Origin of the sequence: Lentzea sp., assembly GCF_035525475.1 — a bacterium.
In the GTDB taxonomy this organism is placed as follows: Bacteria; Actinomycetota; Actinomycetes; order Mycobacteriales; family Pseudonocardiaceae; genus Lentzea.
On sequence record NZ_DATLEC010000059.1, the window covers coordinates 25,136 to 47,101 of the forward strand.

At 69.7% G+C, this 21,966-nt stretch carries 19 protein-coding genes and 1 pseudogene; 8 read left to right on the plus strand and 12 right to left on the minus strand.

Translation table 11 applies throughout. The features are described 5' to 3' along the window. Positions 1–62 precede the first annotated feature (62 nt). Both VM306_RS10055 and VM306_RS10060 read left to right on the plus strand, forming a co-directional pair. Positions 63–686, plus strand: a complete 624-nt coding sequence (locus VM306_RS10055) for a hypothetical protein (RefSeq protein WP_325513350.1) — start codon at positions 63–65, stop codon at positions 684–686. A gap of 88 nt (positions 687–774) precedes the next feature. Continuing rightward, positions 775–1,311 carry a sortase domain-bontaining protein gene (locus tag VM306_RS10060; RefSeq protein ID WP_325513352.1) on the plus strand — a complete coding sequence of 179 codons (537 nt, stop codon included), beginning with the start codon at positions 775–777 and terminating at the stop codon, positions 1,309–1,311. 27 nt (positions 1,312–1,338) lie between these two features. On the opposite strand, the gene glpK is transcribed toward VM306_RS10060, so the two are convergent. Together glpK and VM306_RS10070 are read right to left on the minus strand one after the other, a co-directional pair. After that, positions 1,339–2,847 carry a glycerol kinase GlpK gene (glpK, locus tag VM306_RS10065; protein WP_325513354.1) on the minus strand — a complete coding sequence of 503 codons (1,509 nt, stop codon included), beginning with the start codon at positions 2,845–2,847 and terminating at the stop codon, positions 1,339–1,341. Between the two features lie 13 nt (positions 2,848–2,860). Continuing rightward, on the minus strand, positions 2,861–3,604 hold the full coding sequence (locus VM306_RS10070; RefSeq protein WP_325513356.1) for an MIP/aquaporin family protein: 744 nt from the start codon (positions 3,602–3,604) through the stop codon (positions 2,861–2,863). Positions 3,605–3,836: 232 nt separating this feature from the next. On the opposite strand from VM306_RS10070, the gene VM306_RS10075 reads away from it, so the two are divergent. Both VM306_RS10075 and VM306_RS10080 read left to right on the plus strand, forming a co-directional pair. Then, positions 3,837–5,597 (plus strand): glycerol-3-phosphate dehydrogenase/oxidase, encoded by a 1,761-nt coding sequence (locus tag VM306_RS10075; protein WP_325513358.1) that lies wholly within the window; start codon positions 3,837–3,839, stop codon positions 5,595–5,597. A gap of 61 nt (positions 5,598–5,658) precedes the next feature. After that, positions 5,659–6,843, plus strand: a pseudogene (locus VM306_RS10080) (alkaline phosphatase D family protein). Positions 6,844–6,925: 82 nt separating this feature from the next. On the opposite strand, the gene VM306_RS10090 reads toward VM306_RS10080, so the two are convergent. From VM306_RS10090 to VM306_RS10115, 6 genes are all read right to left on the minus strand, one after another. Beyond that, entirely contained in the window at positions 6,926–8,203 is a 1,278-nt protein-coding gene (locus tag VM306_RS10090; protein WP_325513363.1) for a M20 family metallopeptidase, read from the minus strand. Further along, positions 8,200–9,372, minus strand: a complete 1,173-nt coding sequence (locus tag VM306_RS10095) for a M20 family metallopeptidase (protein WP_325513365.1) — start codon at positions 9,370–9,372, stop codon at positions 8,200–8,202. The genes VM306_RS10090 and VM306_RS10095 overlap by 4 nt, the downstream gene beginning before the upstream one ends. 184 nt (positions 9,373–9,556) lie before the next feature. After that, a complete protein-coding gene (locus tag VM306_RS10100; protein WP_325513367.1) occupies positions 9,557–9,850 on the minus strand; it encodes a hypothetical protein in 294 nt (97 codons plus the stop codon). 56 nt (positions 9,851–9,906) lie between these two features. Beyond that, positions 9,907–10,899, minus strand: coding sequence for a methylmalonyl Co-A mutase-associated GTPase MeaB (gene meaB / locus VM306_RS10105; RefSeq protein ID WP_325513369.1), 993 nt, complete (start codon positions 10,897–10,899; stop codon positions 9,907–9,909). Continuing rightward, positions 10,892–13,027 (minus strand): methylmalonyl-CoA mutase, encoded by a 2,136-nt coding sequence (scpA, locus tag VM306_RS10110; protein WP_325513371.1) that lies wholly within the window; start codon positions 13,025–13,027, stop codon positions 10,892–10,894. Before scpA ends, meaB begins: the two co-directional genes overlap by 8 nt. Then, positions 13,024–14,910: a methylmalonyl-CoA mutase family protein gene (locus VM306_RS10115; protein ID WP_325513373.1), complete on the minus strand. Its 1,887-nt coding sequence runs from the start codon at positions 14,908–14,910 to the stop codon at positions 13,024–13,026. Before VM306_RS10115 ends, scpA begins: the two co-directional genes overlap by 4 nt. Before the next feature lie 101 nt (positions 14,911–15,011). On the opposite strand from VM306_RS10115, the gene VM306_RS10120 reads away from it, so the two are divergent. From VM306_RS10120 to VM306_RS10130, 3 genes are all read left to right on the plus strand, one after another. Next, on the plus strand, positions 15,012–16,646 hold the full coding sequence (locus tag VM306_RS10120; RefSeq protein WP_325513375.1) for a serine/threonine-protein kinase: 1,635 nt from the start codon (positions 15,012–15,014) through the stop codon (positions 16,644–16,646). Positions 16,647–16,710: 64 nt separating this feature from the next. Next, the gene (locus tag VM306_RS10125; RefSeq protein ID WP_325513377.1) at positions 16,711–17,502 is read left to right on the plus strand and encodes a purine-nucleoside phosphorylase; all 792 of its coding nucleotides are present in this window, start codon (positions 16,711–16,713) and stop codon (positions 17,500–17,502) included. After that, complete coding sequence (locus VM306_RS10130) at positions 17,499–19,103, plus strand: phospho-sugar mutase (protein ID WP_325513379.1); 1,605 nt, start codon at positions 17,499–17,501, stop codon at positions 19,101–19,103. The genes VM306_RS10125 and VM306_RS10130 overlap by 4 nt, the downstream gene beginning before the upstream one ends. 1 nt (position 19,104) lies before the next feature. On the opposite strand, the gene VM306_RS10135 is transcribed toward VM306_RS10130, so the two are convergent. The 4 genes from VM306_RS10135 to VM306_RS10150 form a co-directional block, all read right to left on the minus strand. Further along, the gene (locus tag VM306_RS10135) at positions 19,105–19,440 is read right to left on the minus strand and encodes a hypothetical protein (protein ID WP_325513381.1); all 336 of its coding nucleotides are present in this window, start codon (positions 19,438–19,440) and stop codon (positions 19,105–19,107) included. Between the two features lie 21 nt (positions 19,441–19,461). Then, a complete protein-coding gene (locus VM306_RS10140) occupies positions 19,462–20,088 on the minus strand; it encodes a class I SAM-dependent methyltransferase (RefSeq protein ID WP_325513383.1) in 627 nt (208 codons plus the stop codon). Positions 20,089–20,181: 93 nt separating this feature from the next. After that, on the minus strand, positions 20,182–20,346 hold the full coding sequence (locus VM306_RS10145) for a hypothetical protein (protein ID WP_325513385.1): 165 nt from the start codon (positions 20,344–20,346) through the stop codon (positions 20,182–20,184). 191 nt (positions 20,347–20,537) lie between these two features. Then, positions 20,538–21,635 (minus strand): helix-turn-helix transcriptional regulator, encoded by a 1,098-nt coding sequence (locus tag VM306_RS10150; protein WP_325513387.1) that lies wholly within the window; start codon positions 21,633–21,635, stop codon positions 20,538–20,540. A gap of 158 nt (positions 21,636–21,793) precedes the next feature. Between VM306_RS10150 and VM306_RS10155 the strand changes: the two genes are divergently transcribed. Next, complete coding sequence (locus VM306_RS10155; RefSeq protein WP_325513389.1) at positions 21,794–21,952, plus strand: hypothetical protein; 159 nt, start codon at positions 21,794–21,796, stop codon at positions 21,950–21,952. Positions 21,953–21,966 lie beyond the last annotated feature (14 nt).

Below are 21,966 nucleotides of genomic sequence, written 5' to 3' on the forward strand. Positions count from 1 at the left end.
GGGGGAAGAAGATGAGGGGAATCACGTCTGTCGTCGCATTCGCGGCGGTGGCAGCAGCGGTCGTGACCGGGCAGAGCGCAGGCGCCCAGGAGGAGGTCACGCCCCAGTTCACGATCGAGCCGAACGTCCTGCTGGTGAACCAGCACTTCGAGGTGCGGCCCGAGCGGGGAACCTGCCCCGGCGGCACCGAGCACACCACTTCGCCGGGCTTCGTCGCACCCCTGCCCGCGGGCGACCTCCACGGCATCGTGGTCGCCGTGCCGGGCAGGTACACCGCGACGCTGAAGTGCAAGGGCAGCAGCAAGACCGGCACCGCCGGGTTCGAGGTGGTCGAACAGGGCGACACCTTCTTCCTGCCGATGACCGAGGTCGAGGCAGGTGGCGACATCAGCGTCATCAGGACCAAGCAGTCGAACTGCGGTCAGGTCGCGACCTCTCCCGGCTTCACCGCGCCCATCGAGCTCGTGTACGAGTCCCGGAACACGCGGATCGGCAACGGCGAGGTCGTCGACCGGCCCGGGACGTACCAGGCCGAGATGGTGTGCGGTGGCCGGCCGGTTCACCAGCAGTTCGTGGTCAGGGCGAAGGCACCTACGTCGACGTCCGCCACGGAGAAGCCGCGGGTGAAGGCTCCTGTCGTGAAGCCGAAGGGCGCCCCGCAGACCGGTGGTGGCGGCACCGCCTGACCCGCGGCCGTGACCGGGAGAAGTACCGGTTCTTGATCAGTCGCGATTGGACGAGCAACCGAGCCACCGGATGTGCGTCAATAGGTCCGTGGGGACTCGTGTCTTGATCGCGGTGCTGACCGCGGCGCTGGCCACCGCCTGTTCGCAGGGCCCGGCACCGAAGCCGTCGGCGGCGACGAGCGAAGCCGCTCCGCCGCCGGTGGTGTCGCCGCTCGGCACCTCGGACCCGGTGGAGCTGCGGATCGAACGGATCGGCGTGCGCTCGTCGCTGGTGCAGCTCGGCCTCGACCCGCAGGGTGTCGTCCAGATGCCGCCGGCCAGCGAGGGCATGCAGGCCGGTTGGCGTCAAACGCGTTCGAAGCAGTGGATCATCGTGGGGCGGATCGAGAGCAACAAGGCCAGAGGCGTCTTCTACCGGCTCAACGACCTGACCCAGGGCGACGTCGTCGAAGTGTCCAAGAAGGACGGTTCACTCGCGCGCTTCACCGTGCAGCGCACGGAGAGGATCATCCGCGACGACTTCTTCGCCGAGGCGGTGGCGAGGGACGCGGACGAACAGGGGCTGCGGCTGATCACGTGCGGCACCCGCGACAACGTGATCGTGCACGCAGCCCCTGCCCAGTGACTCAGGTGCTCGACCAGCTCACCCGGCTCAGTCTTCGACCCAGTCGAAGGTCTTGGTGACGGCCTTCTTCCAGTTGGCGTACTCGGACGTGCGGCGGGCGTCGTCCATCCGCGGCTCCCACTTCTTGTCCTCGGCCCAGTTCTCGCGGATGTCGTCCTCGGACTCCCAGAACCCCACCGCGAGACCGGCCGCGTAGGCGGCGCCCAGCGCGGTGGTCTCCGAGACGACGGGCCTGATCACCGGCACGCCGAGGATGTCGGCCTGGAACTGCATCAGCAGCTCGTTCACGACCATGCCGCCGTCGACCTTCAACGCCGTCAGGTCGACGCCCGAGTCCGCGTTCATCGCGTCGAGCACCTCGCGGGTCTGGAAAGCGGTTGCCTCCAGCACGGCCCGCGCGAGGTGGCCCTTGTTGACGAACCGGGTCAGGCCGACGATCGCGCCGCGGGCGTCGGAACGCCAGTAGGGCGCGAAGAGGCCGGAGAACGCGGGCACGAAGTACGCGCCGCCGTTGTCCTCCACCGAACGGGCGTGCTCCTCGATCTCGGCCGCGGAGCCGATCATGCCGAGGTTGTCGCGCAGCCACTGCACCAGCGATCCGGTGACCGCGATCGAGCCCTCCAGCGCGTAGACGGGCGCCGACTCACCGATCTTGTAGCAGATGGTGGTGAGCAACCCGTTCTCGCTCATCACCTTCTCGGTGCCGGTGTTGAGCAACATGAAGTTGCCGGTGCCGTAGGTGTTCTTGGCCTCGCCGGGTGAGAGGCAGGCCTGGCCGAACGTCGCCGCCTGCTGGTCGCCGAGGATGCCGGCGATCGGCACACCGGCCAGCGCACCCCGTTCGCGCACCTGGCCGTAGACCTCGGACGAGGACCGGATCTCCGGCAGCATCGACATCGGGATGCCCATGTCAGCGGCGATGGAGGAGTCCCACTGCAACGTGTCGAGGTCCATCAGCATGGTGCGCGAGGCGTTCGTCGGGTCGGTGACGTGCACGCCGCCGCTGGTGCCGCCGGTCATGTTCCACAGCACCCACGTGTCCATGTTGCCGAACAGCAGGTCACCCGCCTCTGCCCTCTCCCGCGCGCCCTCGACGTTGTCGAGGATCCAGCGGACCTTCGGGCCGGAGAAGTAGGTGGCCAGCGGCAACCCGACCTTGGTGCGGTAGCGCTCCTGCCCGCCGCCGAGGTTGCCCAGCTCGGTGACGATCTTGTCGGTGCGGGTGTCCTGCCAGACGATGGCGTTGTAGACGGGCTCGCCGGTGTTCCTGTCCCACACCAGCGCGGTCTCGCGCTGGTTGGTGATGCCGACGGCGACGACGTCCGAAGTGGACAGATCGGCCTTCGCAAGCGCGCCCGCGGCGACCTGGCGGGCGTTCTGCCAGATTTCCATCGGGTCGTGCTCCACCCAGCCGGCCTTCGGGAAGATCTGCTCGTGCTCCTTCTGGTCGACCGACACCACCCGGCCGGAGTGGTCGAAGATCATGCAACGCGTCGACGTGGTGCCCTGGTCGATCGCGGCCACGTACTGGGTCATGCGAGAAGTCCTTTCAGACCGGGAGAACCAGGTAGAGCAACGCGGCGAGCGCGGCGCCCACGAGCGGGCCCACGACGGGGACCCACGAGTAGCTCCAGTTGGCGTTGCCCTTGTTGCGGATCGGCATCATGAACGCGTAGGCGATGCGCGGACCGAGGTCGCGCGCCGGGTTGATGGCGTAGCCCGTCGGGCCACCGAGGGACGTACCGATCACCAGGACGACGAACGCGACGCCCGCGTACCCGAGCGCCGAGTTGCCGAACGTCGGCACACCGTCCACGGACACCTTCGCGGACGGGGACAGCAGGACCCACGCGACGAGCACGAACGTGCCGATGATCTCGGACACGAGGTTCCACGGCACGTTCGGCACCGTCGGTCCGGTGGAGAAGATGCCGAGCGTGTTCTGCGGCTCGTCGTGCGTGTCGAACTGCAGCTTGTAGGTCGCCCAGCAGAGCATCGCGCCGATGATCGCGCCGACCATCTGCCCGAGGACGTAGAAGGGAACATCGGCCCACGGCGTCTTCTCCGCGATCGCGAGCCCCAGCGTGAGGGCGGGGTTGAGGTGCGCCCCCGACGGGTTGGCGATGCTCGCGCCGGTGAAGACGGCGAAGGCCCAGCCGATGTTGACGAACAGGAAACCGGTGCTGTTGCCGAGCGTGTCCCTGAGCACCTGGTTCGCGACGACACCGGTGCCCAGGAGGATGAGGACCGCTGTCCCCAGCATCTCCCAAACGAAGATCGAGCCTGCGCTCATCGCCGACCTCCCGTGCTTTGCGGCCTGAGGAGGGCGCGCACACCTGAGGTCAGGGCCGCGCCGCCCGCCTACAACGAGGTCGGACGCTATTACCGAGCTGATCAGTTGTCCATGCCAAGTGCGCGCGCATGGGTCGTTTTCAGGCCATTGGGATCTGGCCCTCGCGCCCCTGAGCGAAGGGCGGTAGCTGCAGGTAACGTGATCCGCGAGTCGGCACAGGGAGGCGTCTGTCGTGGCCACGGGCAAGAACGCAGCTGCACCACAAACCCACGCCGAACCTCCGATCACCGGACGGCTGGGACCGGCGGAACGCGAGGAGGCCTGGCAGCGGCTGGAGTCGGAGACCTTCGACGTCGTCGTGATCGGCGGTGGCGTGGTCGGCGTCGGCGCCGCGCTGGACGCCGCGACACGGGGCCTGCGGGTGGCGCTCGTCGAGGCCCGCGACCTGGCATCGGGCACGTCGAGCCGGTCGTCCAAGCTCTTCCACGGCGGCCTGCGCTACCTGGAGCAGCTCGAGTTCGGTCTGGTCCGCGAGGCACTGCGCGAACGCGAGCTCATGCTGACGCGCATCGCGCCCCACCTGGTGAAGCCGGTGCCGTTCCTCTACCCGCTGTCGAACCGGGTCTGGGAACGCCCGTACACGGCGGCCGGCCTGTTCCTCTACGACACGATGGGCGGCGCCCGGTCCGTGCCGGGGCAGAAGCACCTCACCAGGGCGGGCGCGCTCCGGCTGGTCCCCGCGTTGAAGCGCGACGCGCTGATCGGCGGCATCCGGTACTACGACGCGCAGGCCGACGACGCCCGCCACACGATGATGGTCGGCCGCACCGCCGCCCACTACGGCGCCGTCGTCCGCACGTCGACGCAGGTGGTCGGCTTCCTGCGCGAGGCGGACCGCGTGTCCGGCGTGCGGGTGCGCGACGTCGAGGACGGGCGCGAGGTCGACGTGCGGGCGCACGCGGTCATCAACGCGACGGGCGTCTGGACGGACGAGCTGCAACGGCTTTCCGGTTCACGCGGCCGTTTCCGCGTCCGGGCGTCGAAGGGCGTGCACATCGTCGTCCCGCGCGACCGGATCGTCGCCGAGTCCGGGATGATCCTGCGCACCGAGAAGTCCGTGCTGTTCGTGATCCCGTGGCGCAACCACTGGATCGTCGGCACCACCGACACCGACTGGAACCTCGACCTGGCGCACCCCGCGGCGACCAAGCACGACATCGACTACATCCTCGAGCACGTCAACTCGGTGCTCGCGACACCGTTGACGCACGACGACATCGAGGGCGTCTACGCGGGCCTGAGGCCGTTGCTGGCGGGGGAATCCGACTCGACGTCGAAGCTCTCCCGCGAGCACGCCGTGGCACGGGTCTCGCCGGGCCTGGTGGCGATCGCGGGCGGCAAGTACACGACGTACCGGGTGATGGGCGCGGACGCCGTGGACGCGGCGCACGTCGACCTGCCCGGCCGGATCCAGCCGTCGATCACGGACAAGGTGCCGCTGGTCGGCGCCGACGGCTACCACGCCCTGGTCAACCAGGCCGACCAGCTGGCGGCCAAGCACGGCCTGCACCCGTACCGCGTCCGCCACCTGCTCGACCGCTACGGCTCGCTCGTCCACGAGGTCCTCTCGCTCGCGGCCGACAACCCGGAGCTGCTGAAGCCCATCCCGTCCTCCCCCGACTACTTGCAGGTCGAGGCGGTGTACGCGGCCTCGCACGAGGGTGCGATGCACCTGGAGGACGTGTTGACGCGGCGCACGCGCATCTCGATCGAGTACGCGCACCGCGGCGTCGACTCGGCGGAGGCGGTGGCACGGCTGGTCGCGCCGGTGCTCGGGTGGGACGAGGAAGCGATCAAGCGCGAGGTCGAGGTCTACAACGCCCGTGTCGAGTCCGAGCGCACGTCGCAGACCAAGCCGGACGACCAGGCGGCCGACGCCGTCCGCGCCTCCGCACCGGAAGCGCGTCCGCAGTTGACCGAACCCGTGAGCTGATCCCGCATGCTGGAGGCATGACTGGGGTCGATCGCAGACTTTCCTGATCGCGACGGCCGCGGTGGCAGGTACCCCGGGTACCGCCGCCGCGGCCGTTCCCGTCTTCGAGCACGGTGTCGCGTCCGGCGACCCGTTGCCGGACGGCGTCCTGCTGTGGACGCGCGTCGTCACGTCGTCGCCGGTGGAGTGGGAGGTCTCCGGCGACGAGTCGCTCTCCCGCATCACCCGCCGCGGCCGGACCACCACCGGCCCGCACCGCGACCACACGGTGAAGGTCGAGGTGCACGGGCTGCGGCCGGGAACCAGGTACTGGTACTGGTACCGGTTCCGGGCCGATGGTGTCGTGTCGCCGGTGGGCCGCACGAAGACCGCGCCCGCCGACTGCTCGCGGGCGCTGTTCGGCGTGGTGTCGTGCGCGAACTGGATGGCGGGGCACTTCGTCCCGTACGGCTACCTGGCCGGCCGCGACGATCTCGACGCAGTGATCCACCCGGGCGACTACGTCTACCCGCATCCGCGACGCCGTGCCGCCGCACGAGACCGTGACGCTGGAGGACTACCGGACCCGGCACGCGCTCTACAAGACCGACCCGCACCTGCGGCGGTTGCACGCCGCCCACCCCATGGTCGCCACCTGGGACGACAACGAGTCGGCCGACGACTCGTCCGCGCTGGGGGCTCTCGGTCACGACCCGGCCACCGAGGGGCCGTGGGCGGTCCGGCTGGCCGCGGCGACCCAGGCCTACTTCGAGTGGATGCCGATCCGCGAGGGCCTGATCTTCCGGCGGCTGAGGTACGGCTCGCTCGTCGACCTGACGATGCTGGGCCTGCGCTCGCACGCACGCCGGAGACGATCATGGGTGTGCGGCAGCGGGACTGGCTGGCGCGCGGCCTCTGCGACGGCACGGCCCGCTGGCGGCTGATCGGCACGTCGGTGATGTCCAGCCCGCTCGTGATCCCGCCGAACCCGCTGTTCCCGTCGACGAACACCTTCGACGAGTTCCTGAACGTGCCGCCGCGCACCGGGTCGCTGGCGCTGGAGGCGGCGATCATCGCGAACAACCCGCACGTGAAGTTCGTGGAGCTGGACTCGCACGGCGTCTCGGTGCTGGACGTGACGCCGGACGAGGTGCGGATGGACTGGTTCTACACGTCCGACCGCGCCGATCCGGACGCCACCATCCGCAAGGCCCACTCGTGGCGCACCCGCCACGACACGGCCCACGTCGAGCCCGTGCTGTTCTGACAACGGAACGAGCCCCCTGGGTCGTCCAGGGGGCTCGTCGCGTCGGTGCGGATCAGGCCGGTGCGGATCAGGCCGGTGCGGATCAGGCCAATGCGGCCAGCGCCGTGTGGACCATGACGCGGACACCCACGAGCAGGGCGCGCTCGTCCAGGTCGAACGTCGGCTGGTGCAGGTCGCGCTGCTTCTCGTGGCCGTTCCACACGCCCAGGCGCGCGAACGAGCCGGGGACGTGCTCCAGGTACCAGCCGAAGTCCTCGCCGCCGGAGGACTGCTCGGTGCCGGCCAGGGCGTCGTCGCCCAGGGCGGCCTCGATGCCCGCGCGCAGGATCTGGGTGGACTCGCGCTCGTTGACCACCGGCGGCACGCCGCGGCGGTGGTGCAGGTCGAAGCCGACGCCGGTCGGGGCCAGCAGGCCCGTGACCAGGTCCTTGACCAGCGGCTCGAGCTCCGCCCAGATGTCGCGGTCGCCGGTGCGTAGGGTGCCGCGCAGGAGGCCGTCCTGCGGAACCGCGTTGGGCGCCTCACCCGCGTGGACCGCGCCCCACACCAGGACGGTGCCGGAACGGGGGTCGACGCGGCGCGACAGCATCGTCGGCAGGCCGGTGATGACCGTGCCGAGCGCGTGGACCAGGTCCGCGGTCAGGTGCGGGCGCGAGGTGTGGCCGCCCGGCGAGTTGAGCCGCAGCTCCAGCAGGTCGGAGGCCGACGTGATGGCGCCGATGCGCGTGCCGATGCGGCCGACCTGCAGCCGCGGATCGCAGTGCAGGCCGAAGATGCGCTCCACGCCGTCGAGACCGCCCGCCGCCAGCACGTCGAGCGCGCCGCCGGGCATGACCTCCTCCGCCGGCTGGAACACCAGGCGGATGCGGCCGGGGAGCTCCGTGGCCGAGGCGAGCGCCAGTGCCGTGCCGAGCAGGACCGTCGTGTGGGCGTCGTGGCCGCACGCGTGCGACACACCGTCCACAGTGGACCCGAAGGGGAGGCCGGTGTTCTCGTGCAGCGGCAGGGCGTCCATGTCGGCGCGCAGGGCCACGCAGCGGGGGCCGCTGCCGACGTCGCAGATCAGGCCGGTGCCGCCGGGCAGGATGCGCGGCTTGAGGCCGACCTCGCGCAGCAGCTTCGCCACCAGCTCGGTGGTGTTGTACTCGCGGCGCGACAGCTCGGGGTGGGCGTGGATGTGACGGCGCCAGGCCACCACGTCGGCGGCGTGCACCTTGAGCCAGTCGTCGAGCCACGCGGGGCCGCGGCCGTCTCCGAGATCATCCACACCAGACATGCTCACCCCGGTGGGGCCCACGAGCATCTCAGGGGAAGTCTTCACAGTTGAGGAGCCCGAAGGCCGGGAGTCCAGAACCGTCATGCCGCTCCTCCGCGGGCCAGCAGCCGTGCTCGCTGCCGGGAATCGGTGGCTGTCGCGATCGTCGTCCAAGCCATGGCAAGTGCTCCGTCGAGGAGCGCACGGTCGGCCGACGCCGAGGCACAGGCGGTCGCGAACTCTTGTTGGTGGTTCACCGCGTCTCCGCAGTCGATGGCGATGGTCGGGTGGATGGCGGGCAACACTCGTGTCACGTTGCCCATGTCGGTGCTGCCGATCTTCTCCCGCTGCTCCTGCTCCGGCGAGAGAGGGCGTCGTCCCAGCTCGGTGGCCGCGCGCCGGTAGGCGTCCGCCAGCCAAGGATCGGGAGTCAGCTCCGCGTAGGTCGGCGAGACCTGCTCGACCTCATGGGTGCAGCCGGTCGCGAGCGCGCCGGCTCTGAAGCAGTCCCGGATCCGGTTCTCCAGGCGCTGCAGCGATTCCAGGTTTTCCGCTCTCACATCGAACATCGCCGATGCGTGGGCGGGTATTACGTTCGGCACGGTGCCGCCGTGGGTGACGATGCCGCTCACCATCTGGCCGGGCTCGAAGTGCTGCCGCAGCAGGCTGATCGACATCTGGGCGATCGTGACCGCGTCCGCGGCGTTGATGCCCAGGTGAGGGGCCGCGGCCGCGTGCGACGGCTTGCCCGTGTAGTGCACCTTCAGGTCCGTGATGGCCAGCGACTTCGCGGCGCAGGACTCGTACGGCGCCGGGTGCACCATCATCGAGAGCGAGACGTCGTCGAACACGCCTCGCTCCAGCATGAGCACCTTGCCGCCGCCGACCTCCTCGGCCGGAGTCCCGATCACCTTCACGGTGATACCCAGACGGTCGGCGACGTCACGCAGAGCGAGCGCGGCGCCGACGGACGCGGCGGCGATGACGTTGTGCCCGCACGCGTGCCCGACCTCGGGCAGGGCGTCGTACTCTGCGCACAGCCCCAGGACCAGCTCGCCGTCACCGAAGGTCGCGACGAAGGCGGTGTCGAGGCCGGCCACACCGCTGTCGACCTTGAAACCCTCTTCGACCAGCAGAGACGTGATCTTCTCGGCGCTGCGGTGCTCCTCGAAGGCCAGCTCTGGTTCGGCGTGGATCGAGTGCGAGAGGTCCAGCAGCGCGTCCGAGTACCGCTCGACGGACGAGCGCGTGCTGGTCTTCAAGTCGGTACCCATTGGCCACCATCCTGCATCACCACCTGTGGGACACGGCGCGCTGATGATGATCAACCGGACGGCCGGTCGCAGCGCTGCGCCAAGCGGCGAGCGAGTTTCGGTCTGACCGATCAACGATGACGCAAATGGTCGGGAGCCGCGCTTAACTTTGACTATTACGTCCCACCACGTGGGACGAGGTGTCTCAGCCCTTCTTCGCCTTGCGCTCCTTGCGCCACATCGCCCACCGCTTCTTGTTGCGGTAGTAGACCAGCACGAACAGCAGCAGGGCGATGCCACCCATCCACAGCTTGCGCTTGGTCTCCGCCTTTTCCTCCGGAGACGACTCCTGCGGCGCGTTCACGCTCGGAGCCGGGTCCACGGCCGTTGTCTGCTGCGCGACCAACGGCGTGCTCGCGGCCTCTTGCGCGGATGCCACACCGGCGATCCCGACAACGCTCATCAGCGCGAACACGCAGGCCAGCAGCAACCTCGACATGGCCTGAACTGTACCTCGAATACCACGTTCGATGGTCACCCAAACTAGCTAAGTGCCTACCGACAGTCCGATTGGAACGCCTTCAGGATCTGCTCGGCAGCGAGGGTCGCGGTGAGCTCACCCGACCGCACTTTGCCCTCCAGGGAGGGGGTGAGGGAGCGCACGGCGGCACTCTCGCGCACCTGCCGCCGCAGTTCGTCGTGGACCATCATCCAGGTCCAGTCGACCTGCTGACGGCGCCGCCGCTCGTCCAGTTCGCCGGCCTCCTCCAGGGTCCGCCGGTGTTCCAGCACGCGGGACCAGAGCTCGTCGAGACCGGCTCCGGTGAGACCCGAGCAGGTGAGCACCGGCGGGTGCCACAGGGCGTCCGGCGGGCGCAGGAGCTTGAGCGCGCCGGCCAGTTCGCGCGCGGCCTTGCGGGCGTCCAACCCGTGGTCGCCGTCGGCCTTGTTGACCGCGATGACGTCCGCGAGCTCCAGGATGCCCTTCTTGATCCCCTGCAGCTGGTCGCCGGTGCGCGCCAGCGTGAGGAACAGCGAGCAGTCCGTCATGTTCGCGACCGCCACCTCGGACTGCCCGACGCCGACGGTCTCGACCAGCACGACGTCGAAGCCCGCCGCCTCCACCAGCACGATCGTCTCGCGGGTGGCCTGGGCGACGCCGCCGAGCGTGCCGGACGTCGGCGACGGCCGGATGAACGCGTTCTCGTTGACCGAGAGCCGTTGCATGCGCGTCTTGTCGCCCAGGATGCTGCCGCCGGTGCGGGTCGACGACGGGTCGACGGCCAGCACCGCGACCCGGTGGCCCTGCTCGGTCAGCGCGGTGCCGAGGGCGTCGATGAACGTCGACTTGCCCACGCCGGGCACACCGGTGATGCCGACGCGGATCGCCGCGCCGGACCGGGGCAGCAGCTCGACGAGCAGCTCCTGCGCCTTGGCCCGGTGGTCGGCGCGCGTCGACTCGACCAGCGTGATCGCCCTCGCGAGCAGGCCCCGGTTGCCGTCGAGCACGCCTTTCACGTACTCGGCGACGTCGATCACCCTAGGCATCGTGACCGAGCTGGTCCGCGAGCTTCACCAGCAGGTCCTTCGCGGCGTCCGCGATCACGGTGCCGGGCGGGAAGATCGCCGCTGCCCCCGCCGCGTACAGCTCGTCGAAGTCCTGCGGCGGGATCACGCCACCGACGACGATCATGATGTCCTCGCGGCCGAGCTTCGTGAGCTCCTCCTTGAGCGCGGGCACCAGCGTGAGGTGCCCGGCGGCCAGCGACGACACGCCGACGATGTGCACGTCGGCCTCGGTGGCCTGGCGCGCGACCTCCTCGGGCGTCTGGAACAGCGGGCCGACGTCGACGTCGAAGCCGAGATCCGCGAACGCCGTGGCGATCACCTTCTGGCCGCGGTCGTGCCCGTCCTGCCCCATCTTGGCGACCAGGATGCGCGGGCGGCGTCCCTCCTGCTCCGCGAACGTCTCGACGACCTCGCGGCAGCCGTCCACGTTGGACACCTGGCCCACCTCCTGCCGGTAGACACCGGTGATGGTGCGGATCTGGGCGGAGTGGCGGCCCCACACCTTGCCGAGCGCCTCGGAGATCTCGCCGACGGTGGCCTTGGCGCGCGCGGCCTCGATCGCCAGCTCCAGGAGATTGCCTTCGCCGCTCGCCGCCTCCGTCAGCGCGTCGAGCGCACCGTCCACAGCGGACTGGTCGCGCTCTTCCCTGAGCCTGCGCAGCTTCTCGAGCTGCTGCGCGCGCACTCCGGCGTTGTCGACCTTGAGGACCTCGATCTGCTCGTCGGTGTCCACCAGGTACTTGTTGACGCCGATGACGGGCTGCCGTCCGGAATCGATGCGCGCCTGCGTGCGGGCGGCGGCCTCCTCGATGCGCAGCTTGGGGATGCCCTCGTCGATCGCGCGGGCCATGCCGCCGGCCTTCTCGACCTCGGTGATGTGCTCCCACGCCTTGGCGGCGAGCTCGTTCGTCAGCCGCTCGACGTAAGCGCTGCCGCCCCACGGGTCGATCACGCGCGTGGTGCCGGACTCCTGCTGGAGCAGCAGCTGCGTGTTGCGGGCGATGCGCGCGGAGAAGTCCGTGGGAAGCGCGAGAGCCTCGTCGAGTGCGTTGGTGTGCAACGACTGCGTGTGTCCCTGCGTCGCGGCCATCGCCTCGACGCACGTGCGCGCGACGTTGTTGAACACGTCCTGCGCGGTCAGCGACCACCCGGACGTCTGGCAGTGCGTGCGCAGGCTCAGCGACTTCTGGTTCTTCGGCTCGAACTGGTTGACGAGCTTGGCCCAGAGCAGCCGGGCGGCCCGCATCTTGGCGATCTCCATGAAGAAGTTCATGCCGACCGCCCAGAAGAAGGACAGCCGCGGCGCGAACCTGTCAACGTCCAGCCCGGCCTCCCTGCCGGCGCGCAGGTACTCGGCCCCGTCCGCCAGCGTGTACGCCAGCTCCAGGTCGGCCGTCGCCCCCGCCTCCTGCATGTGGTAGCCGGAGATCGAGATGGAGTTGAACTTCGGCATGTGCTGGGAGGTGTAGGAGAAGATGTCGGAGATGATCCGCATCGACTGCTTCGGCGGGTAGATGTAGGTGTTGCGGACCATGAACTCCTTGAGGATGTCGTTCTGGATGGTCCCCATGAGCTGCTCCGGCTTCACCCCCTGCTCCTCCGCCGCCACGACGAACAGGGCCAGGATCGGCAGCACCGCGCCGTTCATCGTCATCGACACGGACATCTTGTCGAGCGGGATGCCGTCGAACAGCGTGCGCATGTCGTAGATCGAGTCGATCGCCACCCCCGCCATGCCGACGTCACCGGCGACGCGCGGGTGGTCGGAGTCGTACCCGCGGTGCGTGGCGAGGTCGAAGGCGACGGACAGGCCCTTCTGCCCGGCCGCGAGGTTGCGGCGGTAGAAGGCGTTCGACTCCTCGGCCGTCGAGAAACCGGCGTACTGGCGCACGGTCCACGGCTGGTTGACGTACATCGTCGGGTACGGGCCGCGCAGGAAGGGCGCGATGCCGGGATAGGTCTCGAGGAAGCCGAGACCGTCCGCATCGGACCGGTCGTAGACCGGCTTGACCGCGATGCCCTCCGGCGTCTCCCAGGCGGGGAGGTCGGCCTCGTACTTGGCCGAGGGAAGCGGGCCGAGGTCGATGTCCGCGAAGTTGGGGATCAACGCTCCACTCCCTGGGACTTGTCGATGGCGAGGAAGTCGTAGGTGCTGGTCAGGATCTCCAGCGCGGGACAGCCCATGTGCACGAAGCCGTCGACGTCCGCGTCGCTCTTCCTGCCCGCGAGGAGCACCCGCTCGGCACCGGCCGCGCGCAGGGCTTCGACGGTGGGTACCGCCTGGTCGGCGTAGCTGCTCTCGCTGCCGCACAGCACCGCGATCCTGGCGCCGGACTCCGTGAACTTCGCCGCCACGTCGTCGGCCGTCCTGGTCGGGCCCGCGCTGGGGGTGGCGAAGCCGCCTGCGTTGAAGAGGTTGGCGGCGAAGGTGGCCCGCGCGGTGTGGGCGGCGACCGGGCCGAGGGTGGCGAGGAAGACCAGGGGGCGTTCGGGCTGGGCGTCGGCGAGGTCGCGCAGCTCCTCGAAGGCCTGGGCGTAGCGGACGCGCGGCAGCCCGAAACTGTCAGACCTGCTTGGGATACTTGGAGTGGGGGGCGAATCCCCCCTGGGGGCCGGTGAGTCCGAATCGATTCCGGAGGCGGGCTCGCGGACCGCGGCGGAGTCCTGCGCGGGCTCGCGCACTGCAGCAGATTCTTCGGCGGGCTCGCGGACCGCGGCAGACTCCCCGGCGGGCTCCTGCACCGGCGCCGGGTCGCGGACCACGGGCTTCTCGGCGAGGTTCGGGAACTCGCTCACCCCGGTGATCGGGTCGCTCCGGTCCGCCAGCCGCGCCGACCGCTTCGCCCACGTCGCGGCGATCCGATCGCGGACCAGCCCACCCGCGGCGGGCAGTCCCCCTGCCCGTTCCAGCTCCTGGAACCACGCCCAGGCCGACACGGCCAGCGACTCGGTCAGCTGCTCCACGTACCAGGACCCGGCGGCCGGGTCGATCACCTTGCCGAGGTGCGACTCCTCCAGCAGCAGGTTCTGCGTGTTGCGGGCGATCCGGCGCGCGAACTCGTCCGGCAGGCCGATCGCGGCGTCGAACGGCTGCACCGTCACGGCGTCGGCGCCGCCGAGACCGGCGGACAAGCAGGCCACGGTCGTGCGCAGCATGTTCACCCACGGGTCGCGGCGCGTCATCATCGCCGACGACGTCACGGCGTGCTGCACCTGCACTGCCTCGACGCCGGACACCTCGGCCACGCGCGCCCACAACCGGCGGGCGGCGCGCAGCTTGGCGATCGTCATGAACTGGTCGGCCGTCGCGGCGTAGCGGAACTCCAGCTGCGCGAAGGCGTCGGCGACGGGAAGTCCCGCGTCCACCAGGGCCCGCAGGTACGACACGGCCAGAGCGAGCGACGCGCCCAGCTCCTCGGTGTCCGAGCCGCCCGCGTCGTGGAACGGCAGAGCGTCGACCACGACGGTCCGCAGCGACGGGAACTCCGACGAAGCCTGCCGGATCACGTCCAGGGCTTCACCCGAAGGTGTCAAAGCGAGGTTGCCGCGCACGTCGGCGGCCAGCAGCGGCGACTGGTCGTAGATCCGCAGCATCGCGCGCGCGGCCTCCACGGAACCGTCGAGCACGATCGGTGCGAGGTCGAGGTAGACGCCGTCCAGCAGGCGCTCCAGCGACGGCGCGGGCACCGCGAGCCACAGGGACGTGACGCCGCCTTCGAGGTCGTTCATCAGAGCGACCGGGTCGGGCACGCAGTGGCGTTGCCGGACGTCCCAGCCCTGCTTGGCGGGCACCAGGGCGTAGGGGGGCAGGGCGTCGTCGAGCGTGTAGAGCGGCTGGAGCTCGACGCCGTCGTAGGTTCTGGTGACCAGCGAGTCGTAGCTCGCGCCGGTCTTGTTCAGGACGGCGTCGACCAGGTCACGCCACTGTTCCCTCGACGCCGAGGGGAACTCGTTCGGGCGGAATTCGGCGGGCAAGGCCAACTCCATCATGCGTTGCAGTGTTACCGACCAGTACCGACAGAGCTATGTGAGGTTCACCGCCGTTAACGATGCAGTGAAGCCCCGCAGAGTGTCTCAGGAATGATGAACCAGTGGAGAACGGTGACCAGGAGCGCTTGATCGCGGCCAGATACCGGCTGCTGCACCTGCTGGGTCAGGGCTCGATGGGCACCGTCTGGGCCGCTCACGACGAGGTGCTGCGCCGCCAGGTCGCGGTCAAGGGGATCCTGCGGCCTCCCGGCATGCCCGACGTGGCCGCGGAGGACCTGCGCGAGCGGACCATGCGCGAGGCCCGCGCCGTCGCCGCGCTCTCCCACCCGAACGTCGTAACGCTGTACGACGTCGTGCAGCACGAGGGCGACCCGTACGTGGTGATGGAACTGGTGCCGTCCCGCAGTCTCGGCGAGGTGCTGCAGGAGCAGGGCTGCCTCACCGAGAAGCAGGGCGCGGCGGTGCTGGACGCGGTCGCGTGGGCGCTGGCGTCCGCGCACCGGGCGGGCATCACGCACCGGGACGTGAAGCCCGGCAACGTGCTGATCGCGGACGACGGCCGGGTGAAGCTCACGGACTTCGGCATCGCGCGCAACGTCGCCGAGGCCACCATGACCGCGCGCGGCGTCACGCTGGGCACGCCCGCCTACATCGCGCCCGAGGTCGCGCAGGGCGGTGACGTGTCGGAGGCCGCGGACCGGTGGTCGCTGGGCGCGACGATGTGGGCCGCGATGGCCGGCGAGCCGCCGTACATGGGCAAGAACGTCATGCAGACGATCAACGCCGTGATCAACGGCGAGGTACCGGTGCCGGCGGGCGCGGGCCGGCTCGCGCCGGTGATCAGCGGGCTGATGCGCAAGGACCCCGCCGAACGGATGTCGCTCGTCGACGTGCGCCGGCAGGTCTACCCGCTGCTGCCGGAGCCGGGCACGGACGCGTTCGAGGTGCGCGAGTCGGTGCGGTTGCCGGTGGTCGTGCGCCCCAAGCCGAGGATCGAGCCGGACGCGCCGCTGGCCGACGACCCCGGTCCGCTGCCGTTCATGGTCACCAAGCCGCTGCCGCCACGGGCACGTGGTCGCGTCGCCTCCGCATTTGTGCTGGTCGCGGCGGTTCTGCTGTTCGTGGCGGGGTCCGGTGGCGGGTTCGCGCTGACCCGGCTCGTGGCGGGCGCGACGCTGCTGCCGCCCGCCCAGCAGACCGTGCAGACGCTGCCGACCCTGCCCACGGCGGCGACGCTGGAGCCCAGGACCGCGTCCGCCGTGACCGCGAACGGCGACCAGGGCGGCAAGTTCACCCTGAACGTCGACCGGAGCTGGACGACGTACACCGAGCAGCGCGCCGCGGACACGCGGTTGCCGGAGTCCGCGGTGGTGCACTTCGTGTCGGGCAGCGGCGCGTACGAGGTGGCCGTGCAGCGCTTTCCGGACTTCTACCCGAAGCGCGACATCAAGGTGTACTTCTCCGGCGTGCAGGCGCGGTGGCCCAACCGGTTCTTCGGCGGCGAGAAGGTGCCGACGCCGAACCTCGCGGGGCCGCACTCCGAGGACGGCGTCCAGTTCATCTACCGGACGGTCGAGGGCGACGGGCCCACCGCGCTGAGGCGGTCGCACTTCTCCCGCGTGCTCCCCTACGGCAACGACCTGTGGGTGGTCGAAGTGGTGGTGCCCACAGAGCAGGAGGACGAGGCACGCGCACGACTGTTCGACGCGATCGCCTCGACCTTCTCCCCGGTGTAAGCCGTGTCGTGCGGGACACGACTCTCATCGAACAGACCCGCACGACACGGCTTAAGCTCTCGCGGTGACTCCAGAAGAGCTGGCCGGCAAGGCCGCGGAAGAGATCCAGAGCCGCACCGGCATCGAGAAGCACGACATCGCCATCGTGCTCGGCTCCGGCTGGCGGCCCGCCGCCGACGTGATCGGCGAGCCGGTCAGCGAGGTTCCGGTCGGTGAGCTGACGGGCTTCGAGGCGCCGACCGCGCTCGGCCACGGCGGCACCATCCGTTCCGTCGAGGTGGGCGGCAAGAAGGTCCTCGTCGTCCTCGGCCGCACCCACGGCTACGAGGGCAAGGGCGTGCAGAAGGTCGTGCACGGCGTGCGCACCGTCGCCGCCGCGGGCGTGTCGACGGTCGTGCTGACCAACGCGGCCGGTGGCCTGCGGCAGGGCATGACCGTCGGGCAGCCGGTGCTGATCTCCGACCACCTCAACCTGACCTCGCTGTCGCCGCTGGTCGGCGCGCGGTTCGTGGACCTCACGGATCTGTACTCGCCGCGGCTGCGCAAGCTGGCGCAGGAGATCGACCCGTCGCTGGAGGAGGGCGTGTACGCGGGTCTGCCCGGTCCGCACTTCGAGACGCCCGCCGAGATCCGGATGCTGCGCACGCTGGGTGCCGACCTGGTCGGCATGTCGACCGTGCACGAGGCGATCGCCGCGCGGGCCGAGGGCGTCGAGGTGTTCGGGTTGTCGCTGGTCACGAACCTCGCGGCGGGCATCACCGGTGAGCCGCTGAACCACCAGGAGGTGCTGGACGCCGGTGCCGCCGCCGCCGAGCGCATGGGCACGTTGCTGCGGGAACTGGTGGACCGCGCATGAGCCTGACGCCGGCACTGCGTGACGCGACGTTCCGGTGGATCGCCGACGACCCCGACACTGCTGCCCGTGAGGAGCTGCAAGGGGTTCTGGCACGGGCGATGGGCGGTGACGCCGCGGCGCTCGAGGACCTGCGGGACCGGATGGCCGGGCCGCTGACGTTCGGCACCGCCGGGCTGCGCGGGCCGGTGCGGGCGGGCACGAACGGCATGAACGTCGCCACCGTCGTCCGCGCGACGGCCGGTCTGGCGTCGTGGCTGGGAACTTCGGGAGGCGTGGTCTTCGTCGGCCGCGACGCCCGGCACGGCTCGGAGGAGTTCGCCGTCGCCGCCGCCGAGGTGATGGCGGCGGCGGGCTTCGACGTGCGGATGCTGCCGGGACCGTTGCCGACGCCGGTCCTGGCCTTCCTGGTGCGCGCGCACGGTGCGGTGGCGGGAATCCAGATCACCGCGTCGCACAACCCGCCCGCGGACAACGGCTACAAGCTCTACCTGGCCGGTGGCTCGCAGATCGTGCCGCCGTCGGACCGCGAGATCGAGAAGGCGATCGAGTCGGTGCCGGCGGCGGTGTCCGTGCCCCGGACCCCCTCGTACACCACGGTTTCGGACGACGAGATCGACGCGTACCTGGAGCGGGTCTCGACGCTGCCCACCGGTCAGGCGCGGTCGTTGAAGATCGCGCTGACGCCGATGCACGGCGTCGGTGGCGCGTTCGCCGTGGAAGCGTTGCGGCGCGCGGGTTTCACCGACGTGCACGTGGTGCGGTCGCAGGCGGTGCCGGACCCGGACTTCCCGACCGTGGCGTTCCCGAACCCGGAGGAGCCGGGTGCGTCCGACGAGCTGCTCGCCCTCGCGGCGTCGGTGGACGCGGACCTGGCCATCGCGCTGGACCCGGACGCGGACCGGTGCGCGCTCGGCGTTCGAGATGGCGACACGTGGCGGATGCTGCGCGGCGACGAGACGGGTGTGCTGCTCGGCTCGCTCGTGCTGTCCACGACGGACTCGGCGGATCCCCTGGTGGCGACGACGATCGTGTCGTCGTCACTGCTCAAGTCGATCGCGTCCGCACATGGCGCCCGGTACGCGGAGACGCTGACCGGCTTCAAGTGGCTGGCGCGGGCGGGCGAAGGCCTCGTGTTCGCCTACGAGGAGGCGCTCGGCAACTGCGTCGACCCCACGCACGTCGCGGACAAGGACGGCATCTCGGCCGCCGTCGTCGCCGCCGACCTGGCCGCGGGCCTCAAGGCGTCCGGACGCACGTTGCTGGACGCGCTGGACCAGCTCGCGGTGGACCACGGCCTGCACCTGACGGACCAGATCTCCCTGCGGTACACCGACTTGAGCCTGATCGGCGCGACGATGTCCCGTCTGCGGGCCGACCCGCCCGCGGACTTCGCGTCCGAGGACCTGCTCCCCGGCGCCGACGTGCTGCGGTGGACGGCCGACGGCGTGCGCGTGATCGTGCGCCCGTCGGGCACCGAGCCGAAGCTCAAGGCGTACCTGGAAGTGGTCGAGCCCGTCACGGACGGACTGGAGTCCGCCCGTGCGGCGGGCAAGGCTCGGTTGTCTGAACTGCGTGAACGGGTGACCGAGCTGGTCGGCTAGGTCAGCTGCTCAGCGCGATCACCAGGCACAGCAGGGCAAGGGCGAAACCCCCGCCGGCTACGAGGTACGCCCTCCTGGTCGGCGGGGCCACCGCGGTGCGGCGTCCCTCGGTCACCGCCGCGACGGCGATCCGGCCGAAGATGTACGCGATCGTGCAGAGCCCCACGCCGAGTCCGAGCAACATCGTGTTGACGTCCCACGGGCTGTGGTCGAACCCCGGCCACAGCGACGCGAAGAGGGGCCCGAACCCGATCATCCCGATGCTGATCGCAAGGCCGAAACCCCAGGTGATGCGACGCTGACGAGGACTGGTGGTCATAAGGGCGGTGGTCTTCATGGTCCCTCCTGTGTACACCCGTTAAGACGTGCTTCCGGCTTCGGGGTTCCGTTTCCGGAGCAACAAGAACGCCTGCGGTCCCCCTTCGTCCACACCCTTCTGACGTTGCAGCCGTGCGACTTCGTTGAACCCGGCCCGCGTCGCGTTGGTCACGGTCTCGTCGATGTCGTGCCAGTGGACGTCGAGGTCCACGTCGTGGCCGTACGCGTGGTCGAGGTGCCTCTTCTGGTTACCCAGCTTGAACGCGTGCAACAGGTACCCGCCCGGTTTCACCACCCGGTGGAACTCCTCCCACGGCACGTCGTCCGCGGGCATGTGGACCGTGGAGTACCAGACGACGGCACCGCCGAGGCTGTCGTCCTCGATGTCGAGCTTCGTGAGGTCGCCCCAGGTGAAGCTCAGGTGCGGGTAGAGCTGCCGCGCCTGGTCGAGCATGCCCTCGGAGAAGTCGACGCCGAACGCGTCGAGGCCCAGTTCGTGCAGGTGCTGCGTGATGCGGCCGGTACCGCAGCCGAGGTCGCCCACCGGGCCGTCGGTGAGCTCGGCGAACGCGCGCATGATCGCGGCGTCGAGCGGGCGGCCGTCGTGCGCGTCCGGGATGAGGCGGGCGTAGCCGGCGGCGGCGATGTCGTAGGAGGCGCGGGTCATGGACGTTATGTTGCTCGGCGTGTCCAGGTTGTTGATCGTGCACCACACGCCGTCACCCGCCCTGCAGGCGATGGCAACGCGACGAAATAGCGTTCACTGTTCGCCCTGGTCACGGCGATGCTGAAGCTTGGCCGCGAGGGACCTCGACTGGGTGGTGCGCAGCGCCTCGGCAGCAACTTCGAGGTCTTTCGCGCCGCCGCGCTCGTAGACGCGGTGCAGGAAGCGCAGCTCGAACCATCGCCAAAGGAGCCTGGACAAGGCTGGCATCGTCAAGGCTGCCGCAGCCACCACGCCGGCATGACAACTCCACAACAAGTAAGCCCTCCGGCGAGCGTGCTGCGAGCAGCCTTGTACCGTCGCCGGGCCCTGTCCGGCTTCGCGTCTAACGCACTTGAGCCGACGGCCGTCCAAGGATGATCTACGAGCAGGCTCGGCTCGACTGGCGCAGCTCATGCCCCGAGCAAGGTCTCCACCAGCCTGAACCGGTCGTGTGTTCTCGCGGACGGCATTCGCGAGGCAAACCCCCGCGCTCGACTCAACGTGTCCCTCGCAGCGTCCAGTGCACCGACTCGCGCGTACGACTCGGCGAGCCACGAGAGGTAGAGCGCCACTTCCCGCGAGTGCTCCTCCGGGTAGGAGGCGACAGCGGCCGACAGCAGCGGTTCAGCCTTGCCGGGGTCACCCAGCTCGATCATGCAACGCCCGGCCATCACGTCGATCTCAGCTCTGTTGAGCCAATAGACCCACTCAGGCTCTTCGATACCAGGTGACCACTGCTCGTACGCATCGTCTACCGCGTCGAGCACGCGGCGTGTCCCGTCGTGGTCCTTCGTCTTGGCGCTAGCCCACGCCACCCTCTCCAGCAACAGCGTCCTGACCACAGGCGTGGCATCACGAGCACCCTTGACCGCAGACCGTGCCAGCAACAGCGCATCATGCGGGTCAGCCACGTTCGCGATCTGATAGCTCAGCGACGAGAACAGTTGCGCGGCAAGGGAAGCGTCGCCCGCCTCGGAAGCCGCGGACACCCCGCCGAGGTAGAGCCGCTGAGCCTCCGCGTACTTGCCCGCGTCCGATGCGACCCACCCACCGAGTTGGGCAAGCTCACCGGTCGCGATCAGCAGCCTTCGTCCTGTGACTTCGGAGTAGGAACCGTTACGCACCAACGACTCTGCCTCGGACAACTCGTGCCGCACGGCGGGCAGCAGATCCGTACTTCCCACCACGTCGTCCAGGTGCCGCAGCTCGACCACGCGAGCCTCTACGGCGTCCGCAAGGGAGTCGCCGACCCTCCGGCCGGAACGGCACTGCACGGCAATCGGGGAGTCCGAAACAAGCCACTCGTGCGCGCGGCGCACCGGATCACTACCCAACGGCACGCCAAGAGCCTGTTCATAGGCGGTGACGACGTCCGGGAGCGGCCGGCGCTTCCCGTTCTCGATCAGGCTCAGATACGGCTTGCTGTAGTGGGTGAGCTGGGCCATCCGGGACAGGCTGAGCCCGGCGGCTTCGCGCGCTGCCCTGAGGGCATCACCCAGCTCCGACACGCACGCTCCCGGTCCGCGTTGTCAACTCTTGTGAACGCGTTGATCAGCATAAACATCGTTTGACCCCGGTAGGAACAGAGACAGTCAGATCCACCGGGAGGTTCGCCCACCATGAGCACGATCTGCACAACCCATTCCCGCCCGAGGAGGGTGCCGGCGTGAACTGGGGCTGGGAACAGACCATCGGCGCGATCCTCGCCTCACTCTCGTTCGCCTTCATCATCGGCGTCGTCATCTGGGATCAGCTCAAAAACCGATGGCCGTTCGTTCATCGCTTCCCGTGGATGTGGTGGAAGCGGCGACCGAGGCGCCGATAGCGCTCGGACCAAGT